This is a genomic window from Aliivibrio sp. S3MY1 (assembly GCF_028765575.1).
Taxonomy (GTDB): domain Bacteria; phylum Pseudomonadota; class Gammaproteobacteria; order Enterobacterales; family Vibrionaceae; genus Aliivibrio.
In genome coordinates this window covers 366,456-389,342 of record NZ_JARACO010000001.1, presented here as the reverse complement: position 1 = coordinate 389,342, position 22,887 = coordinate 366,456, and the positions used below count along the sequence as shown (strand labels likewise).

General features: G+C 36.5%; 16 protein-coding genes. 9 read left to right on the top strand and 7 right to left on the bottom strand.

What is annotated here, in order from left to right:
• Positions 1-409 precede the first annotated feature (409 nt).
• A complete protein-coding gene (gene gfa / locus PVK62_RS01615; protein ID WP_274442791.1) occupies positions 410-967 on the top strand; it encodes an S-(hydroxymethyl)glutathione synthase in 558 nt (185 codons plus the stop codon).
• 79 nt (positions 968-1,046) lie between these two features.
• Here the strand turns inward: gfa and msrB are convergent, their stop codons facing one another.
• Positions 1,047-2,186, bottom strand: a complete 1,140-nt coding sequence (msrB, locus tag PVK62_RS01610; protein ID WP_274442792.1) for a peptide-methionine (R)-S-oxide reductase MsrB — start codon at positions 2,184-2,186, stop codon at positions 1,047-1,049.
• Between the two features lie 229 nt (positions 2,187-2,415).
• Between msrB and PVK62_RS01605 the strand changes: the two genes are divergently transcribed.
• On the top strand, positions 2,416-3,522 hold the full coding sequence (locus PVK62_RS01605; protein ID WP_274442793.1) for a M20/M25/M40 family metallo-hydrolase: 1,107 nt from the start codon (positions 2,416-2,418) through the stop codon (positions 3,520-3,522).
• 149 nt (positions 3,523-3,671) lie between these two features.
• Here PVK62_RS01605 and PVK62_RS01600 read toward each other — a convergent pair whose 3' ends face one another.
• The 3 genes from PVK62_RS01600 to PVK62_RS01590 form a co-directional block, all read right to left on the bottom strand.
• Complete coding sequence (locus PVK62_RS01600) at positions 3,672-4,979, bottom strand: alpha/beta fold hydrolase (protein ID WP_274442794.1); 1,308 nt, start codon at positions 4,977-4,979, stop codon at positions 3,672-3,674.
• 77 nt (positions 4,980-5,056) lie between these two features.
• Positions 5,057-5,404 (bottom strand): RidA family protein, encoded by a 348-nt coding sequence (locus PVK62_RS01595; RefSeq protein ID WP_130047075.1) that lies wholly within the window; start codon positions 5,402-5,404, stop codon positions 5,057-5,059.
• A gap of 355 nt (positions 5,405-5,759) precedes the next feature.
• Positions 5,760-7,745 carry a replication initiator protein RctB domain-containing protein gene (locus tag PVK62_RS01590; protein ID WP_274442795.1) on the bottom strand — a complete coding sequence of 662 codons (1,986 nt, stop codon included), beginning with the start codon at positions 7,743-7,745 and terminating at the stop codon, positions 5,760-5,762.
• Positions 7,746-8,910: 1,165 nt separating this feature from the next.
• Here PVK62_RS01590 and PVK62_RS01585 point away from each other — a divergent pair.
• Positions 8,911-10,134, top strand: coding sequence for a ParA family protein (locus PVK62_RS01585; RefSeq protein ID WP_130046015.1), 1,224 nt, complete (start codon positions 8,911-8,913; stop codon positions 10,132-10,134).
• 3 nt (positions 10,135-10,137) lie between these two features.
• A complete protein-coding gene (locus PVK62_RS01580; RefSeq protein WP_274442796.1) occupies positions 10,138-11,112 on the top strand; it encodes a ParB/RepB/Spo0J family partition protein in 975 nt (324 codons plus the stop codon).
• Positions 11,113-11,214: 102 nt separating this feature from the next.
• Here PVK62_RS01580 and PVK62_RS01575 read toward each other — a convergent pair whose 3' ends face one another.
• Positions 11,215-11,787: a nucleoside triphosphate pyrophosphohydrolase family protein gene (locus tag PVK62_RS01575; protein WP_274442797.1), complete on the bottom strand. Its 573-nt coding sequence runs from the start codon at positions 11,785-11,787 to the stop codon at positions 11,215-11,217.
• Between the two features lie 133 nt (positions 11,788-11,920).
• Between PVK62_RS01575 and PVK62_RS01570 the strand changes: the two genes are divergently transcribed.
• The 5 genes from PVK62_RS01570 (at position 11,921) to PVK62_RS01550 (ending at position 20,386) form a co-directional block, all read left to right on the top strand.
• The gene (locus tag PVK62_RS01570) at positions 11,921-14,047 is read left to right on the top strand and encodes a GNAT family N-acetyltransferase (RefSeq protein ID WP_274449329.1); all 2,127 of its coding nucleotides are present in this window, start codon (positions 11,921-11,923) and stop codon (positions 14,045-14,047) included.
• 208 nt (positions 14,048-14,255) lie between these two features.
• Positions 14,256-15,647, top strand: coding sequence for an HlyD family type I secretion periplasmic adaptor subunit (locus PVK62_RS01565; RefSeq protein WP_274442799.1), 1,392 nt, complete (start codon positions 14,256-14,258; stop codon positions 15,645-15,647).
• Positions 15,648-15,671: 24 nt separating this feature from the next.
• Positions 15,672-16,340: a transglutaminase-like cysteine peptidase gene (locus PVK62_RS01560; RefSeq protein WP_274442800.1), complete on the top strand. Its 669-nt coding sequence runs from the start codon at positions 15,672-15,674 to the stop codon at positions 16,338-16,340.
• Positions 16,341-16,344: 4 nt separating this feature from the next.
• Positions 16,345-18,270, top strand: coding sequence for a bifunctional diguanylate cyclase/phosphodiesterase (locus PVK62_RS01555; protein WP_274442801.1), 1,926 nt, complete (start codon positions 16,345-16,347; stop codon positions 18,268-18,270).
• Position 18,271: 1 nt separating this feature from the next.
• A complete protein-coding gene (locus tag PVK62_RS01550; RefSeq protein WP_274442802.1) occupies positions 18,272-20,386 on the top strand; it encodes a type I secretion system permease/ATPase in 2,115 nt (704 codons plus the stop codon).
• A gap of 80 nt (positions 20,387-20,466) precedes the next feature.
• Here the strand turns inward: PVK62_RS01550 and PVK62_RS01545 are convergent, their stop codons facing one another.
• Entirely contained in the window at positions 20,467-21,072 is a 606-nt protein-coding gene (locus tag PVK62_RS01545) for an OmpA family protein (protein ID WP_274442803.1), read from the bottom strand.
• Positions 21,073-21,074: 2 nt separating this feature from the next.
• Positions 21,075-22,397 carry a TolC family outer membrane protein gene (locus PVK62_RS01540; protein ID WP_274442804.1) on the bottom strand — a complete coding sequence of 441 codons (1,323 nt, stop codon included), beginning with the start codon at positions 22,395-22,397 and terminating at the stop codon, positions 21,075-21,077.
• Positions 22,398-22,887 lie beyond the last annotated feature (490 nt).

The following is a 22,887-nucleotide window of genomic DNA, read 5'->3' as shown; positions in this document are numbered from 1 at the left end:
GAACTTAATTTGATTACAAATATTTATTCGCCAAAAATTAAAAATGAATAAAACGCTCTTTCAAATCCAGTCATATAAATTCAATCGAGATAATTTATACGAGTTCCGTCCCTCAAGATAAAAAATATCGCACATCCAAACAATTCGATTAAAATCAATAATATAACTAAATACAACACCTACCGAACAACAACACATAAGTAATAGTTATAATTTATTAACGCAGCATTATTACAAAATAGTAATAATCATTTACTGTTTTCAGTATTGTTTCAAGAGCAAGAAAGGCGAAAAATAGCCCCATCGTTTGAACACTCAAACAACAAAAGTAAATAACTAAATATTAATTAAGGTTCAAATCTTGAACAAAACACTACAAAAAATACTGAATGTATTGACAGGAAAAAAAATGACTAAATTACACCCAGCAATTGACAATGGCTTTGCAGCGACAGATGAAAACTTCACAGGTGGTACTCTACACTGCCAATGTAAAAGCAATAAAGTGACCGTTAAATTAACAGCACAAACAGCTCATAACCATGCTTGTGGCTGTTCTAAATGTTGGAAACCTGAAGGCGCTATCTTCTCTCAAGTAGCAGTAATTTCACGTGATAACGTTGAAGTCATTGCGAACGCAGAAAAATTAGTGGTTATCGATGAAGCGGCAACAATCAAACGTCACGCTTGTAAAGAATGTGGTACTCACATGTACGGCCGTATTGATAACGAAGGTCACCCATTCTTCGGTTTAGACTTTGTTCACACAGAGCTATCAGCTGATAAAGGTTGGTCTGCACCACAATTTGCTGCATTTGTATCATCTATCATTGAAACAGGTACTGATCCTAAAGATATGGATGCTGTCCGTGCTCGTTTTGCTGAACTAGGCCTTCCAACTTATGATTGCCTATCTCCAGCACTAATGGATGCTATTGCAGCTCACATCGCAGCACAAAATAAATAAGATTATCTCTATTTATAATAGCTAAATACCCCCGGCTTAACCACTGATGAGCCGGGGGTATTATTAATTTATATATTGATTAAGACTCAAATAATGGGAGGTATTCTCCATAACCTTCTTTCTCTAAATCCGCTTTTGGAACAAAACGCATTGCTGCGGAATTCATGCAATAACGTAATCCTGTAGGCTTAGGCCCATCACTAAAAACATGCCCTAAGTGTGAATCAGCAAATTTACTGCGGATCTCGGTACGTTTACTGAATAATGAAAAATCATCTTCTTCAGTTATATATGCTTTATTGATTGGTTTGGTAAAACTTGGCCAACCTGTGCCTGATTTGTATTTGTCTGTTGATGAGAATAACGGCTCACCACTGACGATATCAACATAAATCCCCTCGGCTTTATTATCCCAATACGCATTATCAAATGGACGTTCTGTCCCTTCTTTTTGTGTTACGTAATATTGTTGTTCAGTCAGCATCTTCTTAATTTCTGATTCTGATGGTTTACTGTATTGCTTTACATTTTGAGCCATTTTTTGCTCATCAATGTACTGACGTAATGTTTTTGGATTATCTTCTCTATCTTCTCCGAACACTGAATCTAGATATTTATCACGACCTGAACCATTACGGTAATACTTATAACGAATTGGATTACGTTTGTAATAATCTTGATGGTAATCTTCTGCTGGCCAAAACTGTTTAAACTCAATTAACTCTGTAGCTAAAGGCTTTGGATAAATTTTCGCTGCATCAACCGCATTCATAAACTCTTGAGCAATCACTTGCTGATCTTCATTATGGAAAAAGATAGCAGGACGATATTGTGGACCTCTATCAACAAATGAACCTTTACTATCCGTTGGATCCATATGCCTAAACAGCTGATCAAGCACCTGCTCATAACTTACGATCTTTGGATCAAACGTCACTTGGATCACTTCTATATGACCTGATTTTCCTGATGACACTTGTTTATAGGTTGGATTTTCAAGCTCTCCTCCTGAATAGCCTGAAACGACATCCACCACCCCATCTAACTTTTCTAAATCAGATTCAGTACACCAAAAACACCCCCCTGCAAGAGTGGCAACCTCATAATCCCCTTTCATTGTCTGAGTCATGTCTTCAGCGGTAGAAAAGAAACTTGTTATAACAGCAAAAAATGAAGCAAACAGTAGAGCAACTGTTGTGATTTTTAATCGTAATTTCATAGCAACCTCTTTATGGTTTCTTATTAATATAGTTATCAGAGTGATGTGAATCTAAAAAGTTGCAAAATATTATCAATTATTAATTATGTGTTATAACTTTTAATTATTAAGATATAACGCATGGCTATGCTAGATAAGTCGGACGATTTATTGATTCAGTGCATCTTTTTCTGCACTTTCTTTCGTTAGAGTGATCTTATTATTCCCTATCAATAAAAGAAGAGATGCCATGACTCAAGTAAATCAAGAACGTTTAGTAAATCACTTCCTAGATATTATTCAGATCGACAGTGAATCAAAAAATGAAAAAGCAATTGCAGAAGCATTAGCAGAGCAATTAGGTGAACTTGGCTTTACGGTATCAAAACTACCAGTACCTGAGCATGTATCAAATGGCTTTAATATTTACGCAAAATTAGAAGGCTCATTAGAGGGCAGTATTGTATTTAGCTCTCACATGGACACTGTAACTCCGGGTAATGGCATTGAGCCAATGATTGAAGATGGTGTGATCCGCTCTAAAGGTAATACTATCCTTGGCGGTGATGATAAATCAGGTATTGCTGCCGTAATGGAAGCGGTACGAGTGATTAAAGAAAACAATCAAGCACATAAAACACTAGAGCTTGCTTTTACGGTTTATGAAGAAGGTGGCTTACACGGTTCTAAAAACTTTGATATGAGCTATATTCAATCTAACCACGCTATCGTACTCGATTCAGGTGGCCCTATTGGCACTATCATCACTTCTGCTCCTGGCCAACAAAACCTAAAAGTAACCATCACAGGCCGTCCAGCACACGCAGGTTTAGCGCCAGAAGAAGGCATCAATGCCCTAACGGTTGCTGCTGATGCCATTACTAATATGACATTGTCTCGCATTGATGAAGAAACAACAGCTAACATTGGTGTGGTTCGTGGTGGTCAAGCAACCAACATCGTTATGCCAGAGCTATACATCGAAGGTGAAGCTCGCTCTCTAGATGATGAAAAGTTAGCTAAACAAGTTGAGCACATGGAATCAACCTTTAAAGCAGCAGCTGATAAACACGGTGCTGAAATCGAGATTATCTCAACGCGTGCTTATAATGCTTACAAAATTTCAGACGACAATGCACACGTTGCAAGTATTAAAGAAGCGTTTGAAAGCATTAACATTAGCCCATTTACTAAATCAACGGGTGGTGGCTCTGATGCAAACGTATTTAATGAAAAAGGCTTAACAACGGTTAACCTTTCTACAGGTATGGCGAAAGTTCATACTACGGAAGAGTTCATTAAAGTATCAGATATGGTAGACATTACGCGCTTTGTTGCGGCATATTTGACTCGTTAAGATAAACTTTATCTATAAATACAAAAAGCCCCCTAAGTTCATTTTATTACGAATTTAGGGGGCATTATTTTAAGAAAACACACTATATATAAGAAGCATGATCAAGGGATCGAATCCTGCTTGATCATGCTTCTGGATCAATAAAAAACTTATTGAATGGCTTTAATATCTTCAGCCATTGATATTAAAGTTGATAAGATCTTCTCCCCATCGACTCGCAAACCATTGTGCTCATACTCACTGGTCATCCATGCTCTAGCGTTAGGAATAGACTTTAACGTTTCACGAGAGAAATCAAACTCAACAAACATATCATTGACATACGTTGCCGCAGCCATGGGAACGGTGTTCTTTGCTAATTGCTCAATATTGTATAAATTTGGCCAATCAGACTTTGCCGCCAAAAGCTCTGCAGCTTCTTTTAATGGCTTTAAGGTTTCAAGCTGGTCAAAGAACCATGGATAGACCATTTCACCGGTAAAACGCAGTGGAGCGCCTTTCTGGTAAGTAAATTGAGGGTAACTCTCTCTAACACGGTGTGCAGACCAATTTGAGGCATTATGTTGGCAATAAATCGACTCATGTAAAATCGCATACAGTGGATTAGTTAAATGCGCTTGTTGTGAAAGTACATAATTTAAAAAGCCATAACCTAACTCTTGTTGGCCATTTACATCGACAAAAGCCGTTTCTAATTGGAAATAGAGCTCTTCTGCTCCTCCCGCCATACCAAAACAGATCCCCATTTGTTGAAATTGCTCAACGGTGAAGATCTGGCCATTAGGCAAAGTAACCGAGTGATCGAGTAAGCGGTTTGCAATGCGATCACACAGCTCTTGCGCTCGTGGGAAGCGAGCAAAGAATTCACTATTTTTATCTAACGTTCGTTTATATGTCGCGTGGTAAACATCATCAATATCACGTGTAATAGAAGGGATCCCACCAGTAATATACGAAGCCAGTAAACTATCTGGAAATAATGATAAGTAAGTTAGTGAGCAGAACCCACCAAAACTCTGGCCAATGATGGCCCATTTATCAACGTTAAAATACTTTCTAATCGCTTCAGCATCACGAACTATATTATCAGCTCGAAAGTGGCTTAAATATTCTGCTTGTTTTATCGGATCTAAGTGCTGGATCGTTTGAGTTGTGATCGGAGCGCTTAATCCCGTACCGCGCTGATCTAATAAGATCACACGATATTGTTCTAAAGCACGCTTTAACCAACCAGAATTACTGAGTGGACGAGCAGCAGGAAAACCAGGCCCACCTTGAAAATAAACTAAATACGGAAGATCACGATCGCTATTTTCTGCTTTTACTAATTCTCTAGCATAAACGGAAACATGATCAGGGGTAGCGGTGTAATCATCATAATTAAGAGGCAAAGAAAAATGATGAGATTGATACTTTACACCATCAAGATAAAACGCGGGTTCTGAATGATTGAGCATGACATTTCCTTATATCAAGCTTACTTAGCTACCCAAAGATAAACTAAGTAAGTTATTATTTTAGCTATCTATTTTTATTATTTTTCAGCGGCAACTACTGATATTTCAACAAGAAGCGCTTCACGAGCCATGCTCGCTTCAACACACGCACGCGCTGGAGCGTGACCTTCTGGTACCCATGCATCCCAAACCGCATTCATTTCAGCAAAATCTTTCATATCTTTAATGTAGATCGTGGCTGACAACATATGCTCACGAGAGCTGCCTGCTTGATCTAACAATAGATCCACTTTATCAAGCATGGTTTGCGTCTGTTCTGCTATGCCCTTCGTCGCATCTGCACAAACTTGACCACATAGATAAACCGTCCCGTTATGTTTAACGATACGACTCATACGCTGCTTTGTTTCTTGACGTTCAATCATGCTTACCTACTTCTAAAATATTAAGGTGTAATTTAGAGTGCTAGAGTAATAAAAAATGAAAGAAAATACGAGGACTCTTCGCGCTAAAGCCTTATTTCATAATGGAAGAATGATCATGGCCCCATAAGATACGGGAAGTGCGGTAAGGATTTATTAGCAGATAAAAAAACGGCGAGCACTAGGCTCGCCAATACGATTATTGAAACCAATAACAGTTAAGATGTGTAACAATATGAGCCAATCTTTCGATTGGTAAAGAACAAAGGTTGTCTATTCATTAGAGATCATAACCTTTGAGCATGTTGTTTTGTCATCGCTTTGTCAGAGTAAGGCTATAACGTTGTCAATAATTTGACTACCCTGCCATCTCATCCAATGCGCGTAATACATCTTGATCATAGTTCTGTGAAAACACTAACTTACAGATCTTTCTCCGTACCGCTAAACCTGCGATCAAATTCTCGATTGATAAGTGCTTACCATGATCTTGGCTATTATAGAATTCAATTGTCTTACTGAGTGTCTCATAAGGTAAAACCTCACCTGCCACCTGCAAATAGTCTAATTTTTCCAATAGCTCTTTACACTCTTCTGAAATGGATGAAGAACTGTGGCCTGTCATCGCTGATAGTGCCGTGATACTTCTTTCTAATGCTTGATCTGATGTATATTTGGTCAATGTGATGGTTAATTCATCCGCATTAATCTCAGCAGAATGTTTACGAAGCTTCACTCTGCGACCTAAACGACCTGATTTGTTAAGGGTATTTCGTTTAATGGGTTCAAACTCACCATCGATGATCGTTGACAGTTGATCTATCGCTTGTTTTGGCATGATCTCATTGCGTAATGGGTTTGGCATTGTTGGTGCCATATTACGTTTACCAGCATTCGTCGTTCTTGCTCGCGAATAACGGATCACTTCCTCAGGATCGCAGCGAATATCTACTTGATAATCTGGTAATTTTTCATTGCTATCTAGCATAGAGATCGTGAGGTGATAACCCCATAAGTTCACAATAAATAATTCATCAGTGACTTTATCTTTGGCAAGTTTTTTTAACTCACGAATAAGATCTAATGAAAATCGTCTCCATTCAACATTACGGGCGAGTTTTTGATTTATTTCACTTAAGAGTAGGTTATCAGTCATTCGACGCGCTAGGCGGCTTCTGAAGAAGCTATAGAGCTGAAATACCAACGTATGTTGCTTTAAAATCTCTGGTGGGAACAAAAAGAAGTAATCTTTGGTTAGTAATTCATCGTAAAACGAAGGTTCCCACACCAAAATATACAAGTTAGGCTTAATTTTGATCTCGCCATCTTTGCCTTCTTTTGGCGCTTCATCAGATGCGGTAATCGTTCGAGCTAAGAAGCGAAATCGATCACTTTTAAAGCCTTTAGGCATATTCTCACTTAGCCAACGGCCAGTAAGTTCATGTAGTTGAAAGTCTGTAAATTCAATACGATCAATACTTTCGCGGATTGAATCACGTGCTGGTCCAGAATCTTTCTTACCACGTAACGTTAAGATATCGGTAATATAAATCGGTGTTTTATTACCCATTGTTTTGGTTTGAATATGATAATCATCTTGATGGTGATCGTGATATTGAACCGTTAGAGTAAACAGGGCAAATAACGTCATCAGATCATCAACAGTCATGATGTTTTTTGATGATCTAGTTTCAATGATCGCTTTGGTTCCTGAAATGGCAACCATTGCTTTTTGATAGTTCTTACGAGTACGTGGTGGCGCTAAAGCTTGATCTATGATCCCTGCCCAATTGGTCGGAGATACAACAAATTGATCAGCTTCATCTCTCATGCTTGGCGGAATACCTAAACCATGCTCAGTAAGAAATTGACGATTTACTTGGGTCTGAGCAAGTGCTTTAGAACGTTTTTGTTTTTCTTGTTCATGGCTTTGTTCAGATTTTAAACTTGTAATACCTAATGTTGAAATTAACGAGGACGGATTAATAAACTTGTGCAGCATTGTTTTTCCAGCTAATCCTTGCTCAAAACGAACTGGATATTGCTCAAATAATCCGATACTTACAGCAGTTCTTAATCGTTGCTGAATGGCTGCTCGTGTTAAATGTCCATCTGTTGTTTCGATAACTTCTGTTGTTGAAACTAAACCATCAGGCGAAGAGAATCCTTTTAATGAAATTAAATTCATTAATTCTAAAATACTTTTCGTAACACCTTTAAAATGTTGATATTGAGTGATCCAATCAACAAGGTTTGTTGGTATTTCGAATAAGTGTCCACCCTTGTGATCTCTTGGAAGAGGGATGTAGATCTTTTCGTTATCTGCTGTTTTTATATGATTCATTTTCAACTGACATTCATTGTATTTTAATCATTCTTTCGCATAGATTAAAGGAATTAGATCTTTAAAGAAAGAAAAAAATTATTATTCTTTTAAACTGATCTTTATGATTAATACTGATCTATATGATTATATTGATCTATGATCTGAATGGTTTTTTGCTTTCAAGTTATTGTATTTAAAGAGTTAATTATTTTGCGCAATGAAAGCATGATCAAGGTTTTTTTGAAAGCATGATCATTATTGGTTCGGATCTATGATCACAAACAGACTAAAAGCATGATCATAAAGATTATGAATCAATGATCATCATTTTAATGAAGAATGATCAAGGTCTAAACACAAGTTATCCACAGAAATGATCTTGATGATTGGGTTTACGATCTTATTCTTATTTGAAATGATGGCTTTTGAGTTTATTTACGTAGTATTTTTATTGGTTTCTGTTTTATTACTATTTTATGGGATGTTTTACACCATTTTTCGTAAATATTTAAAGTTAATCTAGATCCAGAAGAATGATCAAGTGATTTATTAATTGGATCTATTTCTCTATTTTTGTCTTGATCTTGCCTTAACCCTTATAGGATATACATTCTCTGTAATTTATATAGCCCTTACCATGCTTCCGTGTTTAATTTTATCTTGATCATGCTTCCTTTAATTGACATTCAATTTACAGTGAATATTGGCTCTCAATGCGATTATTTATCCCTTGATCATGCTTCATTATTTCCTTCTTCGATTGCCATTACCTAAGTTGGTTCGGGTAATCATTCATTTTATTTCTATAAGTGAGAACTTTAGGAGGTAGATTAATTTTATTATTAGCAGTAATTATTTATAATAAAATCTGTTTTCTAAATATAATTTTCACTTTTTATATTGAAAATACACTTCCCGTAATTTGTTTGATATTTATCACGCTTCCGTAAATTTACACTGTAAATCTACTCACTTGTGACACTGTAACACTTTTGTTTTTGTGATGTTCGTGGTTAGTTATAGACTAAATATTAAGTCCGTATTTAACATAAATGACAGCTTTGTTAGGATAATTATCTCTTTTTAATGTATGTCACATTATTAAATTCACGTTCACCAATTTGTTGTAATTGTATGCTATTGCTGTACAATTCATTTCATAGTTATATTAATGGCGAATATTATGAACAGAGAAAAAACCATTGCTAATTTAGCTGCATTGGCAGAGCAGACTCAACAGGTACAATCCGACCGTATCGAATTGGTTCTTGAAGAAAGAAATAACGAACATTTCCCTCCAATGTCGAAAGCAATGATGGAAACTCGTTCTGGCTTAACAAGAAGGAAACTTGATGAAGCGATTACTCGTTTAGAGTCTGAGGGTCATCAATTTACAAAAAATAATGCCAATCATTATTCGATTTCATTAACTGAGGCACATATGTTGATGGATGCGGCAGGAATGCCAGCGTTTCATGAACAGAAAAAAAATGCAGGTAATAAGCCTTGGGTTGTAAATGTTCAAAACCAAAAAGGTGGTACTGGTAAGTCAATGAGTGCAGTACATCTTGCTGCTTGTTTGGCGCTAAATTTGGAAAAACGTTACCGTATTTGTTTAATCGATTTAGATCCTCAAGGCTCACTACGTCTTTTCTTAAACCCTCAAATTAGTGTTTCAGAGCAAGATACCATCTATTCAGCGGTAGATATTATGCTGGATAATGTCCCTGAAAATGAAGTTATTGATGGTCAGTTTATGGCTAAAAATGTACTTCTAAATACACAATATCCAAACTTGAAGACTATTTCTGCTTTCCCTGAAGATGCGATGTTTAATGCAGAAGCGTGGCAAGATCTATCAACAAATGGTTCATTAGATATTGTTAAGTTATTAAAAGAAAAGGTGATTGACCCAATAGCTGATCAATTTGATGTAATTATGATTGATACAGGTCCGCATGTTGACCCATTAGTTTGGAACGCAATGTATGCATCAAACTCACTGTTAATACCATGTGCTGCAAAACGTTTAGATTGGGCATCGACAGTAAACTTTTTCCAACATTTACCAACTGTATATGAAATGTTCCCTGAAGATTGGCATGGATTAGAGTTTGTTCGTCTTATGCCTACGATGTTTGAAGATGACAATAAAAAGCAAGTATCAGTGTTAACTGAAATGAATTATTTATTGGCTGATCAAGTCATGATGGCGACTATTCCACGAAGCCGTGCATTTGAAATTTGTGCAGATACTTATAGTACTGTTTTTGACTTAACAGCTGCTGATTTTGAAGGTGGTAAGAAGACACTGGCAGTTGCTCAAGATGCCGTTAAGAAAAGTGCATTAGAATTTGAGCGTGTTCTTCATAGTCATTGGAATTCTTTAAATAAAGGGGAGTACTAATCCATGGCAATTAAAACTTCTGATCTAAACGCAAAATTGTTTGGAAAGACAAATAAACGCCGAGCAACAACGCCTGTTGAAGCGCAAAAAGCAGCAAAATCTCAAGCTCAAGTGATTGAACTTGCAGTTGCTGGTGAAGATATGGTTACCTTTGAGTTACGTAAAATCCCAGCAAAAGACGTGCGTAATTCTACGGTTGTTTTTTCTGAAAATGCTCGTGAGCAATCATTTTTAACTGAACATGCATTATCGGATATTTTAACGACACTGCGTGATCGCGGTCAGCAATACCCTGCAGTGGGTCGTATTGTTGAAGGCGGAAAAATTGAGGTTCTTGACGGTAGTCGTCGTCGTATGTCATGTATTTTGGCAGAGCAAGATTTCTTAATTTATGTCGCAGAAGGCATTAATAGCAAACACGCTAAATTTCTTTCAGATGTAGCTAATGCTCATAAGCCATTATCACTGTACGAGCGTGGTAAAGAGATGCATGCCATGCTTTCTAGAGGCGATGTTGCAGATCAAAAAGAGCTAGCGAAAGTATGCCAGTGCAGTGAAGCATTAGTGAGTGGCGCATTAAAAGCAGCGACTCTACCTTTAGAGCTTCTTCAAGCATACCCAAGCGTGAGTGAAATTGGTCGTCCGACTGTTGTTAAACTTCATAAGCTCTATAACACGCTCTCAGAGGAAGAACAAAAAACCTTACTTGAGCAATGTGCAGGTGAGCAAGGGGCTGTTTGGACGCGTTCTACAGCGCTTGGCGTAAGTAGAATGACGAAAGAAGTGACAGAACTTATTGAAGTTTGGATTGAAGATTTATTACCAAAAAGAGAAGCGGCTAAGCCATTAAGTACTGAATTGGTAAAAGGTCGAGCTTCATATAAACGTAAAGGTTCTGCTTTGACTCTGAATTTGAAAAAAGTCGATGACGCATTAATGGAAGATATTTTGGCGTACATTAGTCAAAAAGTATCTTAATCAGTTTATTAGCCATTAATTATAATAATAAAAAAGAGCCCGGTTTAGTTAACTAAGCCGGGCTCTTTTTTGTATTTTTATCGCTGTTTATCTATTCTAAGACTATACTAACGGCGCAAGATCCGCTGGTCGGTAGTTTACTGATTTTAAAACCTTACCTTGCTTAATTACTTTGTTTTCTAATTCTACATTTTTAGCGCATTTAGCAATGACGAATCCACCTTTTTCAGTCGACATCAGTTCAATTCCTTGCTCTGCATAGAACGCTTTTGTTGCTTGATATTCATCTTCTGTTTTACACACTTTACTCATGTTACTTGAATGTACTTCATCCCAACATGGTACAAAATCGATATCTAAGTTTTTTGCAACGTTTAATAGAAGGTCAATTAAGTATGAGATACTTAGGTTGTCTTCTAAATTCTTCGTTCCTAAATGTACCGCACGTCCCATTAAAACATAAACAGTATCGACAATAGCATCAGCTTGTTCAATTTTGCTGTCGGCTTCTGCTAGTTCTGTTAATTCTTCGATTGCTAATGAGGTGTGCAATAAGTCATTTTTTTCATCTAATGATTCAGGTGCTTCTACTGCTAAGTCAAAGGTACTTCTAAATTGTTCGATGTCTTGATATAGCTTTTGGTAGAGAGGTTGGGTAAGTTGACTTAAATGCATGGTTATTCCTAAATGATGAAAGCTTAAATGTAGTAAGCATTATACCTTTTCCCGATTTGTCTCGTCATACTTTCTTTTCTTAATAGCTAGAAAATATTCATCTCATGCTACAATTTATGCATAATATCTTCTTATGTTAATGGACTTTTCTGCAATGCTTTCTGCACTGTCATTTCTCAATACGTTATCTTCTTATGCTGCGAATGGTTATATCCGTTATCCCATTTTGCTTGAAGGTTCAAAGCTATGGTGTGAATCATTATTAGATTCTTTTTTTATTCAGCAAAGTTCTCGATTTACTAACGTTGAATTATACGGTGATTTAACTATTCCGGGGCACTCGGCTTTTCCTATTAAGTCAGCTTTAAAGAAATTAGGCCAAGAAACCGATTGTTTGGTGATCGATATTTCTCATGAATTTAATGCGAACGCGATTAATGCAATATGTGGAACCGTTGTTGGTGGAGGCCTCGTTTTTTTTATTCGTACTGATACCTCTTCACTTTCTTCAGTGGTTAGTCAGTGGCTATCGCACTTTATAACTCAAATGGTGTGCTTAAAAGAAACAGAGAGCGACTACATATTACCTAAACGTCCTCTTTCGAACGATAATATGTCTAAATGGCATGACACGGTTTATCGCTCAACGGATCAAGAATTAGCAGTGAAAGCGATTCAAAAAGTCGTTTCTGGTCATGCAAAGCGTCCACTTGTAATGACAGCAGATCGTGGAAGAGGAAAGTCATCCGCTATTGGAATTGCCATAGCTGACTTAGCGATGGAACGACCGTTAATAATTGGCGTAACCGCACCACAGCGTGCAAGTGTCGATGAAATATTTATACATGCTGAACGCATTGCCCAGATCAACTTGGCTGCTGTAACTAATCAAAAAAATAAGTTAATGATTAATGACTCTCAGATTATTTATATCGCCCCCGATGAGTTGCTTCAAAATCCACAGACATTGGATTTATTATGTGTTGATGAGGCAGCCGCAATTCCAGCACCAATGTTACTTTCATTAGTCGAACAATATTCTCGTATGGTTTTTTCTACCACGATTAATGGCTATGAAGGAACAGGGCGAGGCTTTGAGATTAAATTCAAAAAACAACTTCACAAGAAAAGGCCAAATTTTCGTTCAATTGAAATGAAGCAATCCATTCGGTGGAATAATAACGATCCGTTAGAAGGGTGGTTATCGTCTGTATTTTTACTTAACCATAATAAGGCCGTAGATTCTGTTCAGATAGTTGAACCTTTATCAAAGATTGATTATCACTGTTTACCCGTGTCCCAGTTAGTTTATGACAGTACGCTTTCTCAGTCACTGTTTTCTCTTTTAGTATCGGCTCATTACCAAACATCGCCAAACGATTGGATTTCTTTATTAACGGATCCAACGTTGCTCTGTTGGGTTGGAATAGAAAGAAGCAATAATCAGTTAGTGTGCTGTGCTTTGCTTTCTAAAGAAGGAGAGCTAGAGCTTGATGTAATCCATGCCGCTCAACTTGGAAAGCGACGACCAAAAGGACATTTAGCAGCAATATCTTTAACTCAAACCTTGTGTATTGATGAGCCTGCTATTCAATCGAGCGTTCGTATTATGCGAATAGCAGTCAATCCAAGCTTGCAACAACGAGGTATTGGATCGAAATTTATTAGGGCGATAGAAAATAAATATAAACAAGAGGGGGTAGATTATCTTAGTACCAGTTTTGGTTCGACAACAGAGCTTAATTACTTTTGGCAAGCTCTTGGCTTTCACTTTATTCGTTTAGGTATTACAAAAGACAAAGCGAGTGGAACACATTCTTTATTAGCAATAAAACCATTAGGTCAAAAAAGTATTAATTGGGTATCTATTGGCAATGAGTATTTTTATACCTCATTCCCTGAGCAGCTAATGTCGACATTTTCAGATCTTCCATACCAGGACGTATTTAGTCTTTTACGTGGCGTTTCAATCAAAGATACGATGTCGTCTTTAATTATTAAACGACTGACTACTTTCGCGTTAGGTGGCTTAGGATACGAATTACTTCAATATGAACTGCGTCAATTCATTCTCGCTAATCTAGCAACGCTTGTTGATTTATCTGAGTCTCAAAAAGAACTGGCAGTGACCAAAATTATTCAAACCAAAGAATGGCCCGTAGTTATAGAAAGGTGTAATTTAATTGGTAGAAAAAATGCGGAATTGCAATTGAGAGAACTCATAAAATGCATGTTAGATAATTTACACTGTAAATTGTAAACCCACTCACTCTACTGCTCTAATTTACAGTGTAAATTGAATTTATAACCTACACTCAATTTACACTGTAAATCATTCCTTCTTACTTATTCAAAAATGATTCAAGCTTCAAAATATAACTAATAAACCTTAGTGAGTTACAGTGAAATACGATACTCTAATGTAATGGAAATGTTATTCATTAACACGGTAGTCTAGGGAGTTGGAAATGAATGAAAAGGGATTGAATCACCTTAATAAAGAAGAGCTTGAATTTGTTGATGACAAAACGGCTGCGCTACTTCTTAACACCCCCACAAACGCTAAAATACTTCTATGGATAATTGCTATCTTTTTCTGTATTGCTGTTGCTTGGGCTTCATGGGCTGAAATAGATAAAGTAACCGTTGGGCAAGGAAAGGTAATACCATCATCTCAATTACAAGTCGTACAAAACCTTGAGGGTGGTTTAGTAAAGGAGATGTTGGTTAAGGAAGGGGACCAAGTCAAAAAAGGTCAACAACTATTATTAATTGATGATACTCGTTTTCGCTCTGACTTCAGAGAGCGTAAAAAGCAACTCGTAAACCTAACAGCAAGTGCAATGCAATTATCGGCCTCAATGGACAGTATTTTAATTCAGGACATTAACAGCCGTAAACGCTGGAAAGACTCTGTCATTATCTCAAAAGGTAAATTGAAGTTTGATGCTGAGTTTATGGAAGAGAACCCAATTGTAGCCAAAAGGCAGTTGGCAGAATATAACGCGGATATGAATAACTTAAAAAACCGTATCTTTGTATTTGACCAGCAAGTAAGTCAAAAACAGCAAGAGCTTGTCGAAATTAAATCTCGAGTAAGAAGTTTGAAAGCAAGTTATGGTTTAGCGAGAAAAGAATTTGATATAACAAAGCCATTGGCTGATGAAGGTGTAGTCCCTCGAATAGAGTTACTTAAATTACAACGACAAGTTAATGATACGAAACGAGAGCTAACATCAACGGAATTGAAAATCCCAGTATTAAGCTCTGCTATTCAAGAGGCGGTGTTAAACCGAATTGATGTCGCTCTTAAGTTTCGCTCTGAACAACAAGAAAAATTAAACAGCATTCAAGATAAGCTTTCGGCATTAACAGAATCACAAGTGGGTTTAAAAGATAAAGTTAATCGTACTGTTGTCCTTTCTCCTGTAACAGGGACGATTAAGAAAATTTATATTAATACGGTTGGAGGGGTTATTCAGCCAGGTATGGATCTGATAGAGATTGTTCCTACAGAAGACACATTATTAATTGAAGCTAAAATAGCCCCACAAGATATAGCATTTCTTCGACCAGGGTTAGCGGCCATTGTTAAATTCAGTGCTTATGACTTCACTCGTTATGGTGGCTTAAAAGGAACACTAGAACATATTAGTGCGGATACGATCCAAGATGAAGAAGGAAATAGTTTTTATTTAGTCCGTGTTAGAACATCACAAGATGATTTAGCCGAGAAAGCGCAATTCTACATTATTCCAGGAATGACAACTTCGGTAGATATCATTACAGGAAAGCGCAGTATTCTTGATTATTTACTTAAACCTATAATTCAAGCAAAAAGCTCGGCATTAAAAGAATAGTATGGATAGAGAGAGTAAAAACAGATGAGGATAAAATGGTTATTCATTTTTCCTCTTGTCATATTTTCACTTACGTCTATCGCTTTAACCAAACAAGAAAATAATTGGATTAAAGCCGTAAAAGATGAATATGGTGAGAGAGCATCGAGACGAGTGAATGCATGGCGTGAATTGATTGCAATGCTCGATAATAAAAGTGAAAAGAAACAGCTTGAAGAAGTTAATACATTTTTCAATCAACTTTATTTTGTCGATGATATTAGGTTATGGGGAAAGAAAGATTATTGGGCGACTCCTCTGGAGTTTTTAGGGAGTAACGCTGGAGATTGTGAAGACTTTACTATTGCGAAATATTTTTCTTTATTAGAGTTAGGTGTTCCTGATAAAAAATTAAGATTGATTTACCTTAAAGCGTTAGATTTAAATCAATTTCATATGGTCCTTGCTTATTACCCAACGCAATCTTCAGTACCATTGATTTTGGATAACATTGATAAAGAAATAAAACCAGCAACAGAGCGTACCGATTTATTACCAATTTATAGTTTTAATGGTCAGTATCTATGGCTAATGAAAGGTAAAGGAAACGGACAACAGGCAGGAAAATCATCACGACTAAGTTTATGGAATGATTTACGAGTAAGAAATAAGGACCTGCGATTAAACCACCCAATTATAAATTATGATGAGTAGTGATATGACATTATATAAACAGCTAGTTTCATGGATGACAGCCGTCTTTTTACTGTTGATGATCTCTGTCTTTGCCATTGAATTTCGAACCACACAAACCTTTCTAGAAAATCAACAGCGTTCAGAAGTGAATAATACAATCAATACGGTAGGACTTGCTCTTGCGCCTTATTTAGAAAATGAAGATAAGATTGCGGCGGAGTCTGTAATTAATGCTCTATTTGATGGTAGTTACTATTCTGCAGTGCGGTTAACGTTGTTTAATACTAATGATGAAATTGTTCGTGTTTATCCATTAACGGTAAACTCTGTACCTAAATGGTTTTTAGATTTTAATTTATTCAGAACTATTTCTGAAAACCGGATTATTACCAGTGGTTGGTTACAACTGGCTGAAGTCGAAATTGTGACTCACCCTGGTTATGCGTATCAACAACTTTGGAAGGCACTAACCGAGTTAGCATTTACTTTTTCCATCGTCATTATTCTGGGAATTATTATTATTTCGTTTGTAGTGAAGCGTGCATTAGCACCTTTGCAGTTGATTATAATTAAAATGAAAGAAGTAGCAGAAAATAATTTTAGTAATGAATTAGCTAAACCAAAAACTAAAGATTTAGAAGCGGTAATTAATGGTATTAATGCGATGTCATTACAGATAGCACAAAGCTTCCAATCACAAGCAAAAGAAGCAGAGAGGCTAAGAGATAAAGTATACCTTGATCCAATATCAGGATTAGGTAATCGAGCATTTTTTATGGCGCAATTAAATACATGGTTATCTGAATCTTCAAAAGGCGGTATTGCATTATTTCGTGTTAACTTTATAAATAAAGTCTATGAGGAAGAGGGGTATGAAGCTGGTGATAGGAAAGTTAAAGAATTATCTGATTTATTAAAAGCGACACTACCTTCATCGAATGTCATTATGACACGAATAAATACTTATGAATTTGGTTTTATCTTTCCAAGTATTGAAGAAGGCGAATTAAAAGTAACGGCTGAAAACATCATCGCTTATACGCAAGATATCAAAGGCGATCCAACAGCAACCGCTCCTATTGATGCGGACTTAGGGGTTATATTTAATGAATCAAGGAAAACATCAACAGAGATCCTCTCACTTGCTGATAATGCGTTAGCTCAAGCTCATTCTACGCCAGAACTATTATTTGGCTATATTGCTGATGAAAGTGATCATGAATTAATGGGTAAACAGCAATGGAAACAGTTTGTTGATGAGGCGATTAATGAGCATTTATTTGATTTCACATTACAGCTAGCCACAACTCAAGAAGGAAGTATTTTCCATCAGGAAGTTTTTTCTGCAATTGAAAAAGATAATCAACGATATTCTGCCAATCAGTATCTATTTGCACTTGAGCAATTGAATGAAACGACCTTATTTGATCAATTTGTTATACGCACAATGGTTGAACGTATTCTTGCTAAAGAAATAACTCAACCGGTTGCAATTAACTTAGCCAATACTAGTGTCGAAAATCCTAGCTTTGTCCTTTGGCTAACTAATTTACTTAAAAAAAATATGTCTATTGCGTCATTATTTCATTTTGAAATTCAAGAATCATCGTTTATTGAGAATGGGGATCAGACCGCGTTATTATGTAATGTGATCCGTTTTTATGGTGCAGAGTTTGGTGTTGATAATTTTGGACGTAATTTTGAATCTCTTAAGTACATTAAGTTATTTAGGCCAAAATATGTGAAGCTTGACTATTTATTTACTCATCAGTTAGATAATGAAAAACAACGTTATATTTTGGCATCGATTTCAAGGACAGCACAAAATTTAGGGATCATTACCATTGCCTCACGAGTAGAAAACAAACAGCAGTTAGAGTTATTAGCTGAACATAATATTGATGTTTTTCAAGGCTTTTTTGTTAATGAAAAAGTGAAGGGGCAATAATATGAAAGATTCATTATTACACTCCTTATGTTACGTAGGACGCTATTATGGGCAGCTAAACTCACCTGAGGCGCTTATTAATGGGTTACCCTTACAAGATGGTAAATTAACCCCTTATTTGTTTTCTCGTGCTGCTGAGCGTGCAGGATTAGTAGCAAAGGAAAACCAAGCATCTTTATTGAGTATTCCACGCTTAGTTTTACCTGTTGTTCTGCTACTTAAGGGAGGTGAGTCGTGTGTATTAATTGGCTTTGATGCAGAAAATAAGCAGGCTGAAATCATTACTGAGAGTTCAGATATGTTGCCGATTTCTATCTCAATTGAAGAGTTAGAATCACAATATATCGGGCGGTATTTTTTACTTAAAAAGCAATTTAGATACGATGAACGCTCCCCTGAGATACTAAAGAAACGTGAAGGTCACTGGTTCTGGAGTACTCTATTAGAATCTAAACATATTTATCGTGATGTATTTATTGCATCTATCTTGATTAATATATTTGCTATTGCAACACCCATGTTTACTCGTCTTGTTTATGACAAAGTTGTGCCTAACCTTGCGTTTGAGTCTTTATGGGTATTAGCTTCTGGTATTTTTGTTGTTTTTATTTTTGATTTCATTCTTAAATACGTTCGAGGCTATTTTATTGATATTGCAGGGAAAAAGTCGGATGTATTGATATCTTCCAAACTATTTCAGAAAATATTGGGGATTCGAATGGAGGCTCGTCCCCCTTCGGTTGGCGCCTTTGCTCGACACCTACAAGAGTTTGAATCGATCCGAGAATTCTTTACATCAGCAACTATCGCTTCTCTTATTGATTTACCATTTGCTTTCCTTTTTTTGTTCGTGATTTATTTAATTGCAGGGCCAATTGTTTTAGTACCAATTGTGGGGATTTTATTATTATTAATTCATGCGGCGATAATTCAAGGGCCACTAAAGAAAACAATTGAGGAAGGATCTCGACTTGCTTCTCAAAAATATGCCAATTTAATTGAGAGCTTAGTTGGTTTGGAAACATTAAAAATCTTCAATGCCCAAAGTAAATTTCAATATAAGTGGGAAGAGGCCGTTACTCATATTTCGAATTGGAGTATCAAAAGCCGTCGTATTACAGATTCAATTCAGAATATGGCGGGCTTTGTACAACAAGCTGTTAATATTGGAATGATCATTGTTGGTGTTTATCTTATTGCTAATGGTGATCTGACTATGGGGGCATTGATTGCATCAACTATGCTGAGTGGTAAAGCTATTGGCCCTCTTGTTCAAATATCTTTATTATCGACACGTTATAATCAAGCTAAGTCATCGATGACTATCATTGAGCAATTAATGGCAATGCCTGATGAGCAAGAGGAAGATAAGCGCTATATCCATCGTCCAATTCTTCAAGGGAAAATTGAATTAGATAAAGTGAGTTTTAATTACCCGGAATCTCAAGTATCTGCGGTTCGAGATATTAGTCTTACCATTAATCCTGGAGAAAAGGTAGCGATCATTGGTCGAATTGGTTCAGGTAAAACAACCTTAGAAAGGCTAATTATGGGCTTGTATCAAGCGACAGAAGGTTCTGTTCGTATAGATGATACCAACATCTCCCAACTTCATCATGTCGACGTACGACGTAATATAGGCTGTGTACCGCAAGATATTACGTTGTTTTATGGTTCAATCAGAGAGAATATCATTTTAGGGCGAGAATTATCTGATGATGCCGAAATGATGGATGCTGCAAATCGTGCTGGTGTTACTGCATTTACTCAACAAGATCCTGCGGGCTTAGAGCGTCAAGTTGGTGAGGGAGGCTTATTATTATCAGGTGGTCAGCGCCAGTCAGTAGCTATTGCTCGAGCTTTAATTGGTCGTCCACCCGTATTACTAATGGATGAGCCAACCAGTAGTATGGATAACCGATCTGAGCTGTTATTTAAGAATCAGCTATCACATTTAAAGCCATCAGAGACCTTAATATTAATTACTCATAAATCATCTATGTTAGAAGTTGTAGATAGAATTATAGTGATGGAAAAAGGGCATATCATTGCTGATGGGCCTAAAAATCAGGTGCTTAATGAGTTGAAAACAGGAAAAGTAAAAGCTGCGAGTTAGTATTTTCTCTTGGAAAACCATAAAGGCAGTGATAATTCACTGCCTTTTTTATTAACTCGATTTAGTAAAGTTAAGAGAGGTTATTTCTTTTTACGTGTAAATATATTCCATTCGTTTACAACATCACCTTTAAAGCCTACAACCGTTGCCACGACACGACGGTTTAATGCATGACTTACTGCAGAATCACCTTCAGCGGTTAATAATGTATCTCCAAAGCCAATGGTTTCAATTCTATCGGCATCAACACCATATTCAATTAGAGCGACACGAACTGCAGCAGCACGCAATTTTGAAAGATGGATATTATATTCAGCGTTACCTTGCTTACTTGCAAAGCCTTGAAGTTGAATGGAGGTTTCTGAGTATTCGGTAAGAAAATCAGCCATTGTTCTGATTTCTGTTTTAAAGATCGGAGAGATCTCTGATGAATTATTAGCAAAAAGGATCTTAAGATCTTTTTGATCTGAGTGCTCTACATAGTTAGCACAGCCATCATTATCAATTTCTGCACCACGTGGTGTTCCCGGGCAAATATCTCGAGCATTAATGACTCCATCATAGTCATCATCCCTTAGATCGGCAATCTGATCTGACTTAGGAGTCTCAATGTAGTCTTTATCACCAGAGACACAACCAGTCAGAAAGAGAGAAGCAATAAGTGCAGGGTAAATTACTATTTTCATTCTTATTTATCCTCTTCTTCAGTTTTTTTCGAATCCCACTCTTTTGGTGTATCTATTAACAATGAAGGTAACAGTGTTCCAGTGGCATGTAATACTCTGAATTTTGCAAACTGTTCTGCATAGTGAGCGTCTAAATAGGATTTACGCGCTTCAAACAATTCATTTTCAGTATTCAATAAATCCAGTAGCGTTCGCTTTCCTATACGATATTGTTTCTCGTACGCAATAACAGTGTCTGAAGCAGCATCAACATGATCGGCTAGAAATTCTTTTTGTTGTAGAGTCAAATCTAAAGCACTCCAAGAAAGTCGAAATCCTTCTTCAACATTACGATAAGCACTGTCACGAAGATCTTTTGCCATATTTAATTGATAAGCACTTTTATCTGACAGTGCACTGTCACTACCACCGTTATATAAGTTGTAACGCATTCTGACCATGGCAGAAAATTCATCACTACTACCTTCTATACCGCCAGCATCATCGCGCCATGTTTGAGCCGCTTCAATTGAGAAAGTTGGATAATTTGTACTTTTTGATTGAGCATATTGAAATTTAGCCGCTTTAATATCTGATTGAGCCGTTAAGATTACTGGATGGTGTTCGTAAGCGCGTTCAATACCTTCTTGCATACTTAGTGGTAATGTTCTTGAGTCTGCTCGTGGATAAATAAGGCTCTGAGGAGGAGAGCCTACAATTTGCATGAAGACTGTATGTGTATCAAATAAGTTATTTTGAGCAGCAAGTAAATTACCGTGCGCTCTAGCAATACGTGCTTCTACTTGAGATACATCAGCAGTTGAACCTACACCAGAGTTCGCCCTCTTCTTAATGTCTTTGTAGATTTTCTTATGAATAGCGAGGTTACTTTCTGAGAGCGTTAGTATTTCTGTCGCTTTTACCGCGTCTAGATAGACTTGTGAAACATCAAGCGCTTTATTTTCAGCTAAAGAGATAAGCTGCAAGCGAGCTGATTCTGACTCTGCTTCTGTTCGGTCCATATCGTTAATTGTATTAGAACCATCCCAAATTAATTGAGTTAGCGATAAGGTCGCATCTTTTCGGGTCATGTCTGTTGAAGGTGTTGAAGTACTATCTGATGGATTAATACTTTCGAATCCAATACCTGCATCTAAATCAATTGACGGCAAGTAATTACCTGAGACACTCTCATTATCAGCAACAAAGCTTAAATAAGAATTGTATGCTTTTTTAACTTCTGGGTTTGTTGTTATTGTTTGATGTATTGCTTGCTCTAACGTTTGAGCTTGAGTAGATACGCTCAAAACAAGCAAACTATTGGTTGCAAGTTTTATCCATTTCAAAGTGCTTCTCCTAATCATCGTATCTTGTTACTGAACGTGACGGTTAAAACGTATAGGATTAATATAGGTAATACTTTAGCGTTAAACCAATGTATGTGCTTTGTTTTATGTTTATTAAATAAATGCTATGTCATGTTTAATTAAAAAGCAAAAATCAAATCGTTAAATCTGATTAACTTAATAGCCTCTGACATTTTAAAAGCCGTTTATTTGATGGGGTTTTGAAATTCGCAATATAAATTAGGATAAAAAGTCTCAAAGTTAAGACAGTATAAAGGTAAATGTTATAATTTGTTTCAATATCTGTATTTATTTGTTTTTTTTTGATGCCTGTTTTATGGAATTAATATCACGTTTTGTGACGTATCTAGTATTTTTAGAAATTAAAACGATTTTTAAGAACATATATTCGATATTCCGTCATTTATTAACAATGCTTGCATGTAGCTATAATGTTAATTATGTGGTAATTAACATTGATAAGGTTAAT

Excerpts from the sequence above, each read along its gene's own strand:
- gfa (WP_274442791.1), top strand. The coding sequence starts at position 410 with ATGACTAAATTACACCCAGCAATTGACAATGGCTTTGCAGCGACAGAT.
- PVK62_RS01550 (WP_274442802.1), top strand. The coding sequence starts at position 18,272 with ATGAAAGATTCATTATTACACTCCTTATGTTACGTAGGACGCTATTAT.
- PVK62_RS01600 (WP_274442794.1), bottom strand. The coding sequence starts at position 4,979 with ATGCTCAATCATTCAGAACCCGCGTTTTATCTTGATGGTGTAAAGTAT.
- PVK62_RS01590 (WP_274442795.1), bottom strand. The coding sequence starts at position 7,745 with ATGAATCATATAAAAACAGCAGATAACGAAAAGATCTACATCCCTCTT.
- PVK62_RS01570 (WP_274449329.1), top strand. The coding sequence starts at position 11,921 with ATGTTAATGGACTTTTCTGCAATGCTTTCTGCACTGTCATTTCTCAAT.
- PVK62_RS01565 (WP_274442799.1), top strand. The coding sequence starts at position 14,256 with ATGAATGAAAAGGGATTGAATCACCTTAATAAAGAAGAGCTTGAATTT.
- PVK62_RS01560 (WP_274442800.1), top strand. The coding sequence starts at position 15,672 with ATGAGGATAAAATGGTTATTCATTTTTCCTCTTGTCATATTTTCACTT.
- PVK62_RS01580 (WP_274442796.1), top strand. The coding sequence starts at position 10,138 with ATGGCAATTAAAACTTCTGATCTAAACGCAAAATTGTTTGGAAAGACA.
- PVK62_RS01575 (WP_274442797.1), bottom strand. The coding sequence starts at position 11,787 with ATGCATTTAAGTCAACTTACCCAACCTCTCTACCAAAAGCTATATCAA.
- PVK62_RS01555 (WP_274442801.1), top strand. The coding sequence starts at position 16,345 with ATGACATTATATAAACAGCTAGTTTCATGGATGACAGCCGTCTTTTTA.
- PVK62_RS01595 (WP_130047075.1), bottom strand. The coding sequence starts at position 5,404 with ATGATTGAACGTCAAGAAACAAAGCAGCGTATGAGTCGTATCGTTAAA.
- PVK62_RS01545 (WP_274442803.1), bottom strand. The coding sequence starts at position 21,072 with ATGAAAATAGTAATTTACCCTGCACTTATTGCTTCTCTCTTTCTGACT.
- PVK62_RS01585 (WP_130046015.1), top strand. The coding sequence starts at position 8,911 with ATGAACAGAGAAAAAACCATTGCTAATTTAGCTGCATTGGCAGAGCAG.
- msrB (WP_274442792.1), bottom strand. The coding sequence starts at position 2,186 with ATGAAATTACGATTAAAAATCACAACAGTTGCTCTACTGTTTGCTTCA.
- PVK62_RS01605 (WP_274442793.1), top strand. The coding sequence starts at position 2,416 with ATGACTCAAGTAAATCAAGAACGTTTAGTAAATCACTTCCTAGATATT.